Source organism: Aeromonas eucrenophila (assembly GCF_000819865.1).
GTDB lineage: Bacteria > Pseudomonadota > Gammaproteobacteria > Enterobacterales > Aeromonadaceae > Aeromonas > Aeromonas eucrenophila.
Genome location: NZ_CDDF01000005.1, coordinates 388,783 through 405,065, shown reverse-complemented (window position 1 = coordinate 405,065; position 16,283 = coordinate 388,783). Strand labels below are relative to the sequence as shown.

Sequence of the window (16,283 nt, the reverse complement as noted above, 5' to 3'; positions counted from 1 at the left end):
ATTAAACGCAAAGGTATCCTCATGCTGGATCGCATTCGCATCCTGGCCCAGGTGGTGGAATCCGGCAGCTTCTCCCGCGCCGCCCGCGCCCTCAACCTGGCCCCCTCCTCGGTGACCCGCACCATAGACACCCTTGAGCAGCAGCTCGGGGTACCGCTGTTCAAACGCAGCACCCGCCAGCTGGTGCTGACCGAGCAGGGGGAATACTTCCTCGCCCGCTCGGTGCGCCTGCTGGAGGAGGCCGATCAGCTGGTACAATCCCTCCAACCCCTGCCGGAAGCTCCCCGGGGGCCGCTGCGGGTGTCGGTGTTCGAAAGTTTCGGGGCGGCCTGGCTGGCGCCACGACTGCCCGCGTTTCTGGCCCGCTACCCCGGGGTGCGACTCGAGATAGAACTCGACAACCGACTGGTGGATCTCGATGCCGAGAACGTGGATGTGGCCGTTCGCATCGGGCGCCCGGCCGACAGCGGCCTGCATGCCCGCAAGCTGCTCACCAACCGCACTCTGCTGGTTGCCTCCCCCGGCTATCTGGCGCAACAGGGCGAGCCCGCCCATCCCGACGAGCTGGCTGCTCACAACTGCCTGATCCGCGGTCAGGGGCGACAGCGCCAGCACTGGCATTTTCGGCGGGGGACAGAGCGGCGCAAGGTTGCGGTGCAAGGCAACCTCGCCTCCGTCGGGGGCACGCCGCTACTGTGCGCGGCCCAGGCGGGCTGCGGCCTCTTGTTGCTGTCGAGCTGGATGGTGCAGCAAGGACTGGACGACGGATCCCTGCAATCCGTGCTGCCCGACTGGCAAGCTTCTCCTTATGAGGATCGCCACGACGAGATCTATGCTGTGTTTCGCGGCGGCCGCTTCCTGAAACCCCAGACCCGCGCCTTCATCGACTTCCTGATAGAGGCGATCGCCCCCTTGCAGGAGGAAACCCGCTGATACGGAGCCGGACCAAGGCCAAACAAAAAGCCGGGCAATGGCCCGGCTTTTTATCGTTCATCTGCGGCTAGCGGGGCTTGCGCCCATCCGGCGCGGCAGCGGCCGCGCGATAGTCGGCATAGGGGAAGACATTGCGCAGCCGCTGGGCCACGGGCTCGGGGATGGAGCGGGAGAACACCAGCCTGACGCCATTGCCATCGCGCTGGCCCAGGATGCGCCCCCGTACCGGATCCTGCTGCAGGATCTGTTTGGCCTGGGCCAGGAAGCGTGGCGGTACCGAGCCCCGCTTCACCACCAGTTTTCCGGGCTGCAAGCGGATCTCGAACAGGGCGCCACGCCCCAGTTTCATCAGCCACCAGATCAGGGCAATCGCCACCAGCAAAGACAACCAGGCCATTTGACTCCTCCTTGAACCTCGTTTTCGCCAGTATAGGCCGCACCGACGCGCAATTATCGGGTGGGCATCACGCTTTGCCTATCGGCCTCAGTGCCCCTTGCCCCAGGCCACCAGCGTCTCGCGATAGAGGGCGAGCAGGGCCTGATCCCGCACCGCCACCCCGACCCGCTGGGCGGGATAGTCGGCCCACTCATCGTGGGGATGGTACTTGCCATCGAATTTTTGCAGGGTATGACCGATGGCGGGGCCACTGTCGATGACCCGCACCGGCCCGTCCCGCAGGGTGAACAGCTCGGGGTCGATCACATAGGCGATGGCGGAGGGATCGTGCACATGGCAACCGTCCAGGCCGATCCGCTCCGAGTAGAAGCGCAGGTAGAAACGGCTAACGTCCCACAGGAATCGGCCGGGCTCTCCCGCCTCGTCCCGCAGGGCATCCAGATAAGCGCTGCTGAAGAAGCTCTGCTGGGTCACGTCCAGCCCGATGATCACCACGGGCCAGTCGGCGGTGAACACCGCATCCGCGGCCTCGGGATCGTCGTGGATATTGGCCTCGGCATAGGGGGTCACGTTGCCGCGATGGCCGTTGACGCCAAAGGCGCCCCCCATCACCACCACCTGTTTCACCAACTTGGTGATCTCCGGTGCCTGCGCCAGTGCCAACGCCAGGTTGGTGAGGGGCCCTATGGTCACCAGCGTGATCTCGCCGGGGGCGGCCTTCAGGGCCTCGACGATATATTGCCAGGCCGGACGGGGGTCTGCGCTGATGCTCACCTCCCCGGCCGTCACGTCCCCAAAACCGGTGGGACCGTGCACCACTGTGGTCGGCCCGACCGGCGCGCGTTTTAGCGGCGCGGCGGCCCCCTGGGCCACGTCTGCCTTCATGCCATATTTCTGCTTGAGCCAGAGCGCGTTGTGGGTGCCATTCTCGATGGTGGCATTGCCAAAGACGGTGGTGATGGCGAGCAGCTCGATGGCGGGGTGCGCCTCGGCGAAGAGTATTGCCATGGCATCGTCGATGCCGGGATCGGTATCCAGAATGATCTTGTGGGTCATGGTGCCTCCATACGACAGAGCTGCCAGTGTAGCGGCCCATGGGCGGTTTAACAGCGCCGGGATCACAGCCTCGCGGTTTCATTTGCTCCACCCGCATCGACTGGTGACATTGTGAGCGGCGGCGGTGGCAAAAGAAGCGTTGCGGCCACAAAGCAGGCCAGAGTGTCGAAACAAGTGCCGAAATAGTGGGCAACCGGACGCCGCGGGGCGCGGGCCGCCTTGTGAGCTCGCCCGCAGGATGGTATCACTTGGCCTCCTTGCCCACTCCCACCAACCGAGGCGCCATAGTGATCACCCTGATTAAAGAGTCTGACCAGCTGAAGATGCCCTGGAAGAACAAGCAGGGCACCACGGCCCAGATCCTCATCTCCCCCAAGGGGGCGAGTCTGGACAAGCTCGATTTTGACTACCGACTCAGCTCGGCCCCCATCAAGGCGGCGGGCCCCTTCTCGAAATTCCCCGGTTATCAGCGCATCCTGCTGCCCGTCGGCGGGGCCGGTTTCGTGCTCAACGGCCACCCTTACGCCACCTTTGAGGCCGCCCATTTCAGCGGCGACGACGAGACCCACTGCGAGTTGCTGAAGAAAGAGGTGACGGATCTGGGGCTCATCTACGATCCCGAGCACATCAGCGCCAACGTGCGGGTGCTCAATGTGCCCTTCCCGCTGAGCCTCAGCCTGGATACAGACAAGACTTACCTCTGCCATCTGCTGAGTGGCCAGCTCGAGGTGGATGGCCGAGCCGTCGCGGTCAACGAGACGCTGGTGGTCACGGGGGAAGAGAGCATACGACTGGCGTGTCAGAAGAAGACGGCCATCGCCTTCTTTACCCTGCAACCGCTCGGCTAAACGGCAGGCAGGATCAGCGTTTGGGGGCTCGGCCCCCGCTATCGAGGCAAGCCTGCATGCTGTCGTAGGGTTCATAGTACTTGGTGCGGCTGTAGTAGGTGCCGCCCTTGGGGTGGCAGATGCCGTTGCGGCTCTTCTTGACCGGGGGCTCCGCCGCCAACGCGATGGCACACATCAGCAGCAAGCAGCAGCCGAGCACCCATTTGACTGCTCTCATTCTCTCTATCCGTTCGGTTTATCGGCGGGACTCTGGCCCGTTTGCGGCCTATTCTATCTCATCGATTCTCCGGCTACCGCCGGTCAGATCATGAAAAGAGACGCTTATTCACCGCCCTTCTCCCCCGATGTAAACCCAAATAAAAAAGCCGGGAGATCCCGGCTTTTTTCATGACAAGGATGAGCGGCTTAGTTGACCTTGAAGCTGCCCTTCATCATGGCGAAGTGGCCGGGGAAGGAGCAGAAGAAGGTCAGGTCTTTGCCGGCAAGACCGTCGGTCTTGAAGGTGACAGTGGCGCTCTCACCACCGCCCACCAGCTTGGTGTGCGCCAGGATCCGGGCATCTTCCTTGGGCAGGTAATCGTGATCGGCACCGGCGCTCATGCCGGCGGTGGCGACGGCCTGATAGTCGGCGGTGTTCGCCAGTACCCAGTTATGACCCATGGCGGTCACCGGCATCTTGCCCGTGTGATTGAGGGTGATGGTCACCTCTTTGCAGGTGGCGGGAACGCTCATCTCCTTGAGGTTGTACTGCATGGCATCATTGCCCTCGATGACCAATGCGCACTCATCGGCCAGGGCCGGGGCGGCCAGGGCACTCAGAAACAGCAGGGTAATTACCTTCTTCATCATCTTCTCCTTTGATTGGCAATGAATGGCAACACGCTTGCCTGCAAACTCGCACCGGCGATGGGCAAAGATGCTGTCATAATCGATCTTCATTTATTGTACTGAACTGTCGCCATTCGACTATGGGTTTTGCTCAAAGCTGCGGACCAAGTCACCTGTTTGAGCCCGAGCACATTCAACTTTGGAACAGATTTGGCTGGTCAACAGCTTGAACCGCTTAATTATTTCCACCACCCGCACCGGCAGGAGGCTCGTCAGTCCGGGCCACCTTGGCTAAGCTGCCCTCCTGCCGAATCTTGTCCCGCGAGAATACTGGATGCGCCTCCCTTCCCAAGCCCATGTTCCCACCAAGGCCCCTACCCTGCGCGGCCTGCTGCTGACCCTGACCTTGCTGCTCGGCGCCTGTCAGCCCGCCCCGCCGCCCCTGACCCGCATTCAGGGCAACACCATGGGCACTTACTACGTGGTGACGGTGAATGACCCCTTCCCCGGCGGAAAGGAGGCGCTGCAACGCGAGCTCGATACCCTGCTGGCTCGGATGAACAAGGAGATCTCCACCTATGATCCGGGCTCCCTCATCTCCCGCTTCAACCAGGGCTCGGGCAAGGAGCCCATGCCCATTCCGCCGGCCATGGCGAAGATAGTGCAGCAGGGCATAGACGCAGGACACCTCACCAAGGGCAAGCTGGATGTGACAGTGGGGCCCCTGGTCAATCTGTGGGGCTTTGGGCCGGACAAGCGCCCGGTCAAGCGCCCCACCGACGAGCAGATCGCCGAGGCCCGCCAGCGGGTGGACATCGACAAGCTGAGCCTCATCAAACAGGGAGACAATTTCCTGCTCGGCAAGGCCATTCCGGATCTCTATCTGGATCTCTCCACCCTGGGCGAGGGGGCCGCCGCCGACGAGATAGCCGCCCTGTTGGAGGGCAAGGGGGTCAACAACTACCTCATCGAGGTGGCGGGCGCGGTGCGCAACAAGGGCCATAACAGTCAGGGCAACCGCTGGCGGGTGGCCATCGTCGAGCCCTCGGACAACCCGGGCGCCATCGAAGACGTCGTTGTCCCGAACGGCATGGCGCTCAGCACCGCCGGCAGCTATCGCAACTATTACGAGCTGGACGGCCGGCGCTACTCCCACATCATCGATCCCGCCACCGGTCAGCCCGTGACCCACAAGCTGGTCTCCGCCAGCGTGCTGACCCCGACGGCGCTGGAAGCCGACGCCCTGGATACCGCCCTCATGGTGATGGGGCCCGAGCAGGCGATGGCGTTTGCCAAGGAGCATCAACTGGCGGTCTATCTCATCGTCAAGACGCCGAAAGGCTTCGAGAGCCGGTATACCCCCCAGTTCGCCCCCTATTTGCAACAGAAGAAGCCTTGAGCAGACATCTTCAAGCAGGGCGGCGACCGGTTCAAGATGATCGGTCGCCGATGTGGGAGGGAAAGCACGGGGCAATTGCGCCATCGGATTGCCTGCCTGCGGACTTTGGTGGCACACTTCCCTTACCGCCCGTAGCGCCCTGACCAGACAGATGCAGACACCTGAATCCGAGCCAGAAAAAAAAGCCCAACCCAAACCCAGGCGCATCCTGCTGGTCAATGAACAGCGCTCCTTCCAGATGATGATGAAGGCCATGCTGATCAACATCGGCATCAACCGCATCACCTACATCAACTCGGCCGAAGAGGCGCGGCGTCGCTGCCAGAAAGAGACCTTCGACATCTACCTGCTCGACTATGAGCTGGGCGCCGGTGAAAACGGTCGCCAGCTGCTGGAGAGCCTGCGCAACCAGCAACTGATCCCGCCCCAGAGCGTGGTGATCATGGTCAGCAGCGACAGCTCGAGGGCCATGGTGCTGAGCGCCCTCGAGGCCGAGCCCGACGAATACCTGATGAAACCCTTCTCCCAGGAGCAGTTCTCGTTTCGCTTGAAGCGGGCCCTCGCCCGTCGTCAGGCGCTGGAGAGCGTCTTCATCGCCCTCACCCAGAACGATCTGCCGGCGCTCATCGCCGCCTGCGCCGCCCAGGCCGATACGGTGCCGCGTTTCGCCAACTTCTGCCGCTGCCTGCAGGCCGATACCCAGCTCAAGCTCGGCCAGGCCAGGGAGGCCCGCAGCCTAATGCGCCAACTGCTGGCAGGTCAGGAGAACAGCTGGGCCCGGCTGACCCTGGGCAAGGCCTGTCACGCGCTCGAGCTGCATGAGGAGGCGGTGAGCCACCTGCAGGCGACCCTCAGGAACACCCCGCTGATGGTGGAGGCCCACCTCTGGCTGGCGGAATCCCAGCTCGCCCTTGGCAAGGGGGAGCTCGCCCAGCAGGAGCTGCGGCGGGCGGTGGACATCTCCCCCCAGTCGGTCCAACTCTCCCGCCGCCTGGCGGAGGTCTGCCTGCTGCGCCACGACTACGGTCAGGCCAAGGATGTGTTGCTGTCCCTCATCGACTTGTCGCGCAACTCCATCCACCGCACCCCGCATTATCTCGGGGCCTATATCCAGACCCTCACCCTCTACGCCCTCAACAGCAACGACGGCTACCATATCGCCAACCTGCAAAAGCAGGTGAACTCGGCCCTGTCGCGGATCCGCGATTCCCTGATGATGGCGGAGTTCAACTACCCGGTGTTCGAGCAGATCTGCCAGGCCAGGGTGCAGATCGCCCTCGGCGAGCTGCTCAAGGGCAAGAAGATGCTCTATCGCGCGAACCAGAACTGGTTGGATCAACCGGCGACCATGCCCCCCGCCCTGCTGGGGGAGACCATACTCGCGCTCTACCAGCTCGGCGAGTTCGAGTATGCCGAGAGCCTGCAGGCGCTGCTGGCGGAGGACGAGGACCGACTGCTGACCACCTGCATCCAGGTCACCCGGGATGACAAGACGGTGCAGGAGCGCCGCCAGCGCTATCAACAACTCAACGACCTTGGCATCAAGGCCTATCAGGGAGGGGAGCTGGAGCAGGCCCTCGGCCACTTCCGGGAGGCGTTGCGACGGGCGCCGGCCAACACAGGGGCGGCCCTCAACAAGATCCAGGTGCTGCTGCAGCTGATGCAGAAGAACCGCAAGAGTCCGGAGTTTGGTGCCGAATGCAAGGAGACCCTGGACGTGCTGGAAGGCATCCCCTTGAATCCCGCCCAGCAGGATCGCTTCCGCAAACTGCGCCAGGAATTTAACCAGTTCAACTAGCCAGCTGAGCCCATGCCTCACCTATGCTGATACCAATTCAGCGAGGAAGGGGCGACGACATGGCAATGTGCCGATATCTGGTGGCCGATGGCCGCCATTGCAGCGAAGAGGCCGGAGAGCACGACCTGTGCCGCTGGCACAATCCCCAGGCCGATCACCAGTCCCCCGACACCGCCCAGGCGCTGGAAAACTATGTGCGCCAGGGGGGGCTGTGCCACGGCCTGCAACTGGCCCGCGCCGAGCTGTCCGGCCTCAATCTGGTGAACAAGCAAGGACCCCAAGGCTTTCTGCTGGAGCAGTGCAACCTCTATCGCGCGAACCTGCGCGGCGCCCACCTCTACGGCATCCGTTTCAAGGGCGGCAGCCTGATGAAGGCCGATCTCAGCGAGGCGAACCTGCACTGCGCCGAGCTGCACGACATCAACTTGCTCGGCATTCGCTGGCAGAACACCCGGCTCGACAATCTGGACACCGGCAAGCGGCTGATGCAGGACAGGAAAGGGCGCCGCGAGCGGGATCCGGTGCAGGCCTGCATCTGGCTGAAAGAGGCCGAGGAGACCTATCGGGATCTGCGCAAGGCCTCCGAGGCGCAGGGCATCTTCACCATGTCCGGTCGCTACATTCAGCAGGAGCTCACCATGCGCCGCCTGCAGATGCCGTTTTTTTCCTACCAGCGTTTCGCGTCCTGGATAGTGGATCTGTTCTGCGGCTACGGTGAGGCCCCCATGCGGGTGGTGCTCTTCTCCCTGCTGCTGATCCTCATCTGCAGCATCTTCTACTTCTTCTTCGGCCTGAGCTTCAACGGCAACCACCTCATCTACCGCCCCGAGGCGAGCCTCGAGAAGAACGCCATCTTCCTGCTGGAATGCCTCTATTACAGCGTGGTGACCTTCACCACCCTGGGTTATGGCGACTTCACCCCCATAGGCTTGTCGCGGATCTTCGCCGCCTTCGAGGCCTTCACCGGCAGCTTCACGCTGGCGCTGTTTGTGGTGGTGTTCGTCAAGAAGATGACCCGCTGAGCACGCGGGCGCCGCGGCAAAAGCCCGGCCCGGATCGCCGGGGCCGGGTCAGGCGCCACCACCCGCCCCCTGAACTTGCATCCGGGGCGGATTCCTAGTCCAATAGCGACTAATAAAAACGACATGAGCATCCCTGACATGAAGATCATCTCTTTCAATATCAATGGCCTGCGCGCCCGTCTTCATCAGCTGCAAGCCATCATCGACAAGCACCAGCCGGACGTGATCGGCCTGCAGGAGATCAAGGTGCACGACGACGCCTTCCCGGTGGCCGACGTGGAGGCCATGGGTTATCACGTGGTGTTCCATGGCCAGAAGGGTCACTACGGGGTCGCCATCATGAGCAAGCAGCCGCCGCTCGAGGTACAGAAGGGCTTCCCCACAGACCCGGAAGATGCCCAGCGCCGCATGATCATGGCCAGCTTCAAGCGCGAAGACGGCTCCATCATCAAGGTGATGAACGGCTATTTCCCGCAAGGGGAGAGCCAGGATCACGAGACCAAGTTCCCGGCCAAACAGAAGTTCTATGAGGACCTGCAGCACTACCTCGAGACCCACCACACCCCGGACGATCAGCTGGTGCTGATCGGCGACGTGAACATCTCCCCCACGGATCTCGACATCGGCATCGGCGAGGCGAACCGCAAGCGTTGGCTGCGGGATGGCAAGTGCTCCTTCCTGCCCATCGAACGCGAGTGGATGGAGCGCCTGAAAGGCTTCGGCCTGACCGACACCTTCCGCGCCGCCAACCCCACCGAGTGCGAGCGCTTCTCCTGGTTCGACTACCGCTCCAAGGGCTTTGACGAGAACCGGGGCCTGCGCATCGATCTCATCCTGGCGTCCAATGCGCTCAAGGACAAGGTGACCGAGACCGGCATCGACTACGAGCTGCGCGGCATCGAGAAACCCTCGGATCACGCCCCCATCTGGGCCTGCTTCGCCTGATATGTCACCCCTGGGGGCCCCCGGCCCCCAGGGATATTTGCTGGTTATTCCTTCGCCCTTCCGGTCACGGACTGTCGCGACTTCCCCCCTTCCCCAGCCCTCTCCCCCCATCTCGGCCGACACACAACAGCTCCAGTTCAACTTTGGCACTCTATTATTAAAAACCGTTGTTTAGCAAAACGTTAAATGTGCAAACATGTCGTTAACAAGCCCCAGTGATAATAAAATGACGCACAGCCATCGCGGCCCAATCGGCAGGAGTGTGAAGATGAAGGTTCCAGGCATCAGGAGAAAGACATTCAAACGCGGCTGCATGGCGCTGGCGCTGGCCGGTGTGCTGGCGGGCTGTGGCGATAACAAAGGCGGCGATGCCCAGGCCCAACCCCAGGTGCCCGTGGTGGTGGCCACCGTCACCCCGACCGATGTGCCCCTCACCACCGACGTGGTCGGCGAAACGGCCGGCTTTCGCGAGATAGAGGTGCGCTCCAGGGTGAGCGGCATACTGCTCAAACGCACCTATGTGGAAGGGCAACCGGTCAAGGCCAATCAGGAGCTGTTCCTGATCGATCCAGCCCCCTACCAGGCCGCGCTGGAGCAAGCCCAGGGCAGCCTGGCCCAGGAGCAGGCCCGCCTCAACAAGGCCCGCGCCGACCGGGAGCGGATCATCCCGCTCTACCGTCGCCAGGTGGTGAGCCGCAAGGACTACGACGATACCATCGCCAACTACGAGGCGGCCGTCGCCTCCCTGCAGGCGGCCCAGGCCCAGGTGAAGGAGGCCGCGCTCAACCTCGGTTACACCCAGGTCACGGCCCCCATCGATGGCATGGCGAGCAAGAGCTCCCAGTCCGAGGGCAGCCTCATCTCCACCAGCGGTGACAATGGCCTGCTGACCACCATCACCCAGTTCGATCCCCTCTATGTGAACTTCTCCTATTCGGAGCAGGACCGCCTCATCTTCGACAACTTCCTCAAGAGCGGTCAGGTCAAGGCTAACACCGATGCCAACTGGCGCACCCATATCCGGTTGACCGACGGCTCCATCTATCCCCAGCCGGGCCATCTCAACTTCTCCGACAACAGGGTCGATCCCCAGACCGGCACCATACGCGCCCGCGCCATCTTCGATAACAAGCAAGGCGCCCTGCTGCCCGGCCAGTTCGTGCGCATGACCATAGAGCTGGGGGTGCGCAAGAACGCCATCCTGGTGCCTTCCCGCGCCATAGTGCAATCCCAGGCCGATCGCATGGTGATGGTGGTCAATAGCGACAACAAGGTCGAACCCAGGGTGGTCAAGCTGGGACAGGGTATAGAGGACAAGGTGCTGGTCACCAGCGGCCTCAAAGCCGGGGAGCACTATGTGGTCGAGGGGCTGATGAAGGCCCGTCCCGGCGCCCTGGTCAAACCCGTCTCCGCCGAGCAGATGCAGGCCATCACCGCCAAGGTCATCGACCACAGCGCGGGCAAATAAGGAGTTCGTATGTTTTCCAAGTTCTTCATCGAACGCCCCATCTTTGCCAGCGTGATTTCGATCATCATAGTTCTGGCGGGGCTGGCCGCGATGCGCTCCCTCTCCATCGAGCAGTATCCGCAGATCACCCCGCCAGTGGTGCAGGTCACGGCCTACTACTCGGGCGCCACCCCCGAGGTCATCTCCCAGACGGTCGCCGCCCCCATAGAGCAGCAGATCAACGGCGTCGAGGACATGATCTACATGCAGTCCGGCTCCGCCTCCAACGGCCAGATGAACCTGAACGTCTACTTCAGCATCGGTACGGATCCGGATCAGGCCACCATCAACGTCAACAACCGGGTCTCGGCCGCCATGGCCCAGCTACCCGACGACGTGAAGCAGCAGGGGGTGACGGTGCGCAAGAAGTCCACCTCCATACTGCAGGTGATCACCCTGGAGTCGCCGGAAGCCACCTTCGATACCACCTACCTCTCCAACTACGCCCTGCTCAACATCATCGATGAGCTCAAGCGCATCCCCGGGGTCGGCGATACCACGCTGTTTGGCGGCACCGACTACGCCATGCGCATCTGGCTGCGGCCGGACAGGCTGGCCCAGCTCGGCCTGACCACCAGCGACGTGGTCAGCGCCATCCGGGAGCAGAACACCCAGTTCGCGGCCGGCAAGATAGGGGCTCAGCCCACCACGGCCCCCATCGACTTCACCTACACGGTGCAGACCAAGGGGCGGCTCGAGGATGTGACCGAGTTCCAGAACATCATCATCCGCTCCATGCCGGACGGCTCCAAGATCCGGGTGAAAGACGTGGCCAGGGTGGAGCTCGGGGGCAAGGACTATGACGTGACCGCCAAGGCCAATGGCAAGCAGGCCATCGGCATCGCCATCTACCTGCAACCCGGCGCCAACGCGGTCGCGGTGTCGGATCAGATCAACAGCACCATGGCCTCCCTCAAGACTCGCTTCCCCCAGGGGATGGAGTACCGGATCCCCTACGACACCACAGAGTTCGTGAAGATCTCCATCGAGGAGGTGGTACATACCCTGATCGAGGCGATAGTGCTGGTGTTCTGCGTGGTCTATCTGTTCCTGCAGAACCTGCGCGCCACCCTGATCCCCTGCATCGCAGTGCCGGTGTCGCTGATCGGGACCTTCGCCGGCATGCTGGTGCTGGGCTTCTCCATCAACCTGCTGACCCTGTTCGGCATGGTGCTCGCCATCGGTATAGTAGTGGATGACGCCATCGTGGTGCTGGAGAACGTCGAGCGGATCATGAGCGAGAAGAAGTGCTCCCCCAAGGAGGCCGCCATCCTCGCCATGCAGGAGGTGTCCGGCCCCGTGGTCGCCATCGTGCTGGTGCTCTGCGCCGTGTTCCTGCCGGTCGCCTTCATGGGCGGCATGACGGGGGTGATGTACAAGCAGTTCGCCATCACCATCGCCGTCTCCGTGACCATCTCCGGTCTGGTGGCGCTGACCCTCTCCCCGGCCCTGTGCGCCATCCTGCTCAAGGAGGGACACCATGAACCGGCGCGCTTCTTCGTCTGGTTCAACGCCCAGTTTGACAAGCTGACCGCCCGCTACGTGCGGGGGGTGGCCTTCCTCAACCGCCGGGTCGGCATCGCCTTCACCATCATCCTGTTCATCCTGGCCGGGGTCTATGTGCTCTTGCTGAAGGTGCCGGGCGCCCTGGTGCCCGACGAGGATCAGGGGTACCTCATCTCCTCCGTCATGCTGCCGGACGCCTCCGCCCTCACCCGCACCCAGGCCGTCGCGGATCAGTTTGACAAGATCGCCATGGCCAACCCCAACGTGCAGGACGTGGTCACCTTCTCGGGCTTTGACATACTGTCGAGCGCCATCATCAGCAACCGGGGCCTGAGCTTCATCACCCTCAAGGATTGGGGCGAGCGTCAGGGCGAGGGTCAGGACTCCTTCTCCCTCGCCAAGACACTGCAGGGGTTCAGCGTCATGGGGCAATCCGATGGCGTCGTCGCCTCCTTCAATCCGCCCCCCATCCAGGGCATGTCCACCACGGGCGGACTGGAAGGCTATCTGCAAGATCGGGGGTCGGGTGATACCAAGGCCTTCGCCGGCGAGGTGGATCGCCTGCTGGAAGCGGCCAAACAGCGGCCCGAGCTGGCCAGTGTCACCACCACCTACCGGGCCAACGTGCCCCAGGTGTTCCTGGATCTGGACCGGGAGAAAGCCAAGGCGCTGGGGCTGCCCATCAACGCGGTGTTTGACACCATGCAGGCCACCTTTGGCCAGGTCTATGTCAACGACTTCAACCAGTTCGGTCGCACCTACCGGGTCCAGTTGCAGTCCGAGGCGGACTACCGGGCTCACAAGAGTGACATTCGCAACGTCTATGTGCGCTCCGATAAGGGCGACATGATCCCCCTCACCAGCCTGGTGACGGTACGCGATGCCACCGGCCCCGAGCTGGTCGAGCGTTTCAACATCTTCCCAGCGGCCAAGATCATGGCGCAGCCGGCCCCCGGCTACAGCTCGGGTCAGGCCATCGCCGCCCTGGAGCAGGTGGCTGACGAGACCCTCGGCAACGAGGCCAAGCTGGAGTGGACGGGTTCTGCCTATCAGGAGAAAGAGGCGGCGGGCAGTGCCGGCACCGCCTTTGGCTTTGGCATCATCATGGTGTTCCTGATCCTGGCGGCCCAGTACGAACGCTGGACCCTGCCCTTCGCGGTCATCACCGCGGTGCCCTTCGCCCTGTTTGGCGCCCTGTTTGCCACCTGGGCGGTGGGGCTCACCAACAACGTCTACTTCCAGATAGGGTTGGTGACCCTGGTCGGCCTCGCCGCCAAGAACGCCATCCTGATCGTCGAGTTTGCGGTGATGAAGCACGAAGAGGGGATGAGCCTGCTGGAATCGGCGCTGGAGGCGGCGCGGCTGCGTTTTCGCCCCATCGTCATGACCTCGCTCGCCTTCATCCTCGGCTGTGTGCCTCTGGTGACCTCGAGCGGCGCCGGCGCCGCCAGCCGTCATGCCCTCGGCTGGCCCGTCATCGGCGGCATGCTGGCGGCCACCTTCATCGCCATCTTCTTCATCCCGCTCTTCTTCCGCCTCATCATGCGGCGCTCGGAGCAAAAGGCCGCCACGGCCCCCGAAGAGAAGCACTGAGACTGACGAGCCCCCGCAATGCGGGGGCTTTTTTTGCCTACCAATGTGACGGCCGCGCCATTCCTGTCACCGGTTTCTCCTCTGATGGCGTCATGCCTTGACCTTCTCCTTTAGGTAAGGTTTAAATTCACCCCACTCATCACAGGGAAACCGTCCATGTTGTCATCGAGATTGCCCACAGAGCTCATCGCCCGGCTGTTGCTGGCGCTGGTGCTCGTCTGCAATCTCACCCTCTGCGTCAGTTGGCATGGGGCGACAGATGCCACCCCGGTCAAGCTGGTGATGACCACAGACACCGAGGTGGCTGCCATGCAGGGACTCGCCTGCCATGGGAGCGATGACGGACAAGCCGGCGCGACCCTGAGTCAGGGGGATTGCCAGATGCACGGCGGCCTCACCTCCCCCGGCGGCAGCGGCCTGCTCCTGCTGGCGGCGCTGCTGACCCTGCTGGTCCTCCCCCTGTTGCTGCAACCCCGCGCCCTCACCGCCGTACTGGATCACTGGTTACGGGATCCACTCCTGCGCCTGCGCGGTACTCACCCCCCTTCCTGGCCCAGACGGCATCTGATGCTCTCTGTGCTACGTCATTAGAACCATCTTCTCCTGCGCGCCCGCCGCAAGCCTTGCCTTGCCCGGGATCCCGCGCCTTGCCTGACTTTGCCCCGATTGGCCATGCCCCAAGGGCGCAAGGTGCCGTGCGTCTGCTGACTCGTCAGTGACGCCCCGTTTGCCGCCAAGCCTGTCGTTCCGATCGCCGTGACGGTGCCAGCCCATGAGGGCCGCACATCTCACCCGATCCCTCAGCGCTTGCGGCCTGACAGAAGAGAAGATGTCATGTCATCAGCCAACCTTGCCGCGCCTGTACGCGCCCTCTCCTCCTGCACTGTCTGCACTGTCTGCACTGTCTGCACGCAGATCCGCGCCGGAGGCCCGCTATGAACAAGACCCTGTTGATGTCCACCCTGCTGCTCGCCCTCGGGGCCGGTGGCGGCTACTGGGTAGCCAAACAAACTGGCGATGGTCCCACCGCCAAGGAGAAGGCCCCGCTCTACTGGGTCAACCCCATGGATCCCCACGACAGGCGTGACGCCCCCGCCAAGGACAACATGGGAATGGACTTCATCCCCGTCTATGAAGAGCAGAAAAACGGCTCGCCGGGCACCGTCACCATCAGCCCCGAGATCCAGCAAAACCTGGGGGTGCGGCTCGCCAAGGTGGAGCGACTGCCCGTTCACCAGCAGATAGAAACGGTGGGCTACGTGGGCTATGACGAGGAGCGGCTGGAGGCCATCAACGCGCGGATGGCGGGCTGGATCCGCACTCTCGCCATCAAGAACGAGGGGCAGAAGGTGGCAAAGGGCAGCCTCATCTATGAGCTCTACGCCCCGGATCTGGTCAACGCCCAGCACGAATACCTGCTGGCCCTCAACACCGCCAATCCACTGCTGCTGCGCGCCGCCGAGGGCAAGTTGAAATCCCTGCAGGTGCCAGCGGATCAGATAGCGGCCCTCAAGCGCACCCGTCAGGTGAGCGAGACCATCCGCATCTATGCCCCGAGCAGCGGCTATGTGTCCGAGCTCAAGGTGCGCGAGGGCCAGTATGTGGAGCCCGCCGCCGCCCTGTTCAACATCAGCACCCTGCAGCAGGTGTGGGTGAGCGCCGAGGTGTTCGAGCGCCAGGCCGCCCAGCTCAAGGTCGGCGATCCCGTCACCATGACCCTGGACTACGCCCCCGGCCGCCGCTGGCAGGGCAAGGTGGATTACCTCTACCCCACCCTGGATGCGGCCACCCGCACCCTCAAGGTGCGGCTGCGCTTCGCGAATCCGGACGAATTCTTGAAACCCAACATGTTCGCCAAGGTGAGCATCCAGAGCGGCAACGGCGCGCCCCAAACCCTGGTACCGAGCGAGGCGGTGATACGCACCGGCAGTCAGGACCGACTGGTGCTGGCCCTGGCGGATGGCGGCTTCAAGTCGGTGGCGGTGACGCTCGGCGCCCAGTTTGGAGACAAGGTGGCCATCGAGAGCGGGGTCGAACCCGGCGACCGCATCGTCAGCTCGGCGCAGTTTCTGCTCGATTCCGAGTCCAGCATCGATTCGGACTTCCAGCGCATGACGGCGGTGCGGCCCCAGCAGGTGTGGACCCAGGGGGAGATCCAGGCCGTGGATCTGGCGAGCCGGATCTTGAGCGTTAGCCACCAACCCATCCCCGAGTGGCAGTGGCCCGCCATGGAGATGGACTTCACCGTCGCAGGCGGCATCGACATCCAGCAGTTGAAACAGGGTCAGGCCCTGCACCTGCAGGTCGAGCAGGAGGGGGATGAGTACAAGATCGTCAAGGTCCATGTCGAGGATGCCAACAAGGCCCCCCCTGCCGAAGATGATATGAGGGGCATGGAAGGCATGGACCATAGCCAGCACGATATGGGGGATAAATCATGATTCCCGCTAT

At 63.1% G+C, this 16,283-nt stretch carries 14 protein-coding genes; 10 read left to right on the top strand and 4 right to left on the bottom strand.

Annotation, left to right across the window (positions count from 1 at the left end; genetic code table 11):
- The first annotated feature begins 21 nt into the window (after positions 1–21).
- Positions 22–933, top strand: a complete 912-nt coding sequence (locus BN1124_RS05860; RefSeq protein ID WP_042640016.1) for a LysR family transcriptional regulator — start codon at positions 22–24, stop codon at positions 931–933.
- Between the two features lie 67 nt (positions 934–1,000).
- Here the strand turns inward: BN1124_RS05860 and BN1124_RS05855 are convergent, their stop codons facing one another.
- Both BN1124_RS05855 and BN1124_RS05850 read right to left on the bottom strand, forming a co-directional pair.
- On the bottom strand, positions 1,001–1,330 hold the full coding sequence (locus BN1124_RS05855) for a DUF3634 family protein (RefSeq protein WP_042640014.1): 330 nt from the start codon (positions 1,328–1,330) through the stop codon (positions 1,001–1,003).
- Positions 1,331–1,417: 87 nt separating this feature from the next.
- Positions 1,418–2,386 (bottom strand): nucleoside hydrolase, encoded by a 969-nt coding sequence (locus BN1124_RS05850; protein WP_042640012.1) that lies wholly within the window; start codon positions 2,384–2,386, stop codon positions 1,418–1,420.
- Between the two features lie 287 nt (positions 2,387–2,673).
- Between BN1124_RS05850 and BN1124_RS05845 the strand changes: the two genes are divergently transcribed.
- Positions 2,674–3,234: a HutD family protein gene (locus BN1124_RS05845; RefSeq protein WP_042640869.1), complete on the top strand. Its 561-nt coding sequence runs from the start codon at positions 2,674–2,676 to the stop codon at positions 3,232–3,234.
- Between the two features lie 13 nt (positions 3,235–3,247).
- On the opposite strand, the gene BN1124_RS05840 is transcribed toward BN1124_RS05845, so the two are convergent.
- On the bottom strand, positions 3,248–3,451 hold the full coding sequence (locus tag BN1124_RS05840) for a hypothetical protein (protein WP_041205382.1): 204 nt from the start codon (positions 3,449–3,451) through the stop codon (positions 3,248–3,250).
- 188 nt (positions 3,452–3,639) lie between these two features.
- Positions 3,640–4,080 (bottom strand): azurin, encoded by a 441-nt coding sequence (gene azu, locus BN1124_RS05835; protein ID WP_042640867.1) that lies wholly within the window; start codon positions 4,078–4,080, stop codon positions 3,640–3,642.
- Positions 4,081–4,396: 316 nt separating this feature from the next.
- Between azu and BN1124_RS05830 the strand changes: the two genes are divergently transcribed.
- From BN1124_RS05830 to BN1124_RS05790, 8 genes are all read left to right on the top strand, one after another.
- Positions 4,397–5,461, top strand: a complete 1,065-nt coding sequence (locus BN1124_RS05830; RefSeq protein ID WP_042640008.1) for an FAD:protein FMN transferase — start codon at positions 4,397–4,399, stop codon at positions 5,459–5,461.
- A 151-nt stretch (positions 5,462–5,612) separates the two neighbouring features.
- On the top strand, positions 5,613–7,259 hold the full coding sequence (locus BN1124_RS05825) for a tetratricopeptide repeat-containing response regulator (protein WP_042640006.1): 1,647 nt from the start codon (positions 5,613–5,615) through the stop codon (positions 7,257–7,259).
- 59 nt (positions 7,260–7,318) lie between these two features.
- The gene (locus BN1124_RS05820; RefSeq protein WP_042640004.1) at positions 7,319–8,281 is read left to right on the top strand and encodes an ion channel; all 963 of its coding nucleotides are present in this window, start codon (positions 7,319–7,321) and stop codon (positions 8,279–8,281) included.
- Positions 8,282–8,419: 138 nt separating this feature from the next.
- Positions 8,420–9,226, top strand: coding sequence for an exodeoxyribonuclease III (gene xthA / locus BN1124_RS05815; protein WP_042640002.1), 807 nt, complete (start codon positions 8,420–8,422; stop codon positions 9,224–9,226).
- A gap of 268 nt (positions 9,227–9,494) precedes the next feature.
- Positions 9,495–10,694 (top strand): efflux RND transporter periplasmic adaptor subunit, encoded by a 1,200-nt coding sequence (locus BN1124_RS05810; RefSeq protein WP_042640000.1) that lies wholly within the window; start codon positions 9,495–9,497, stop codon positions 10,692–10,694.
- Positions 10,695–10,703: 9 nt separating this feature from the next.
- A complete protein-coding gene (locus BN1124_RS05805) occupies positions 10,704–13,832 on the top strand; it encodes an efflux RND transporter permease subunit (RefSeq protein ID WP_042639998.1) in 3,129 nt (1,042 codons plus the stop codon).
- Between the two features lie 156 nt (positions 13,833–13,988).
- On the top strand, positions 13,989–14,423 hold the full coding sequence (locus tag BN1124_RS05800; RefSeq protein WP_042639996.1) for a hypothetical protein: 435 nt from the start codon (positions 13,989–13,991) through the stop codon (positions 14,421–14,423).
- A 344-nt stretch (positions 14,424–14,767) separates the two neighbouring features.
- Positions 14,768–16,273, top strand: a complete 1,506-nt coding sequence (locus BN1124_RS05790) for an efflux RND transporter periplasmic adaptor subunit (protein ID WP_042639992.1) — start codon at positions 14,768–14,770, stop codon at positions 16,271–16,273.
- Positions 16,274–16,283 lie beyond the last annotated feature (10 nt).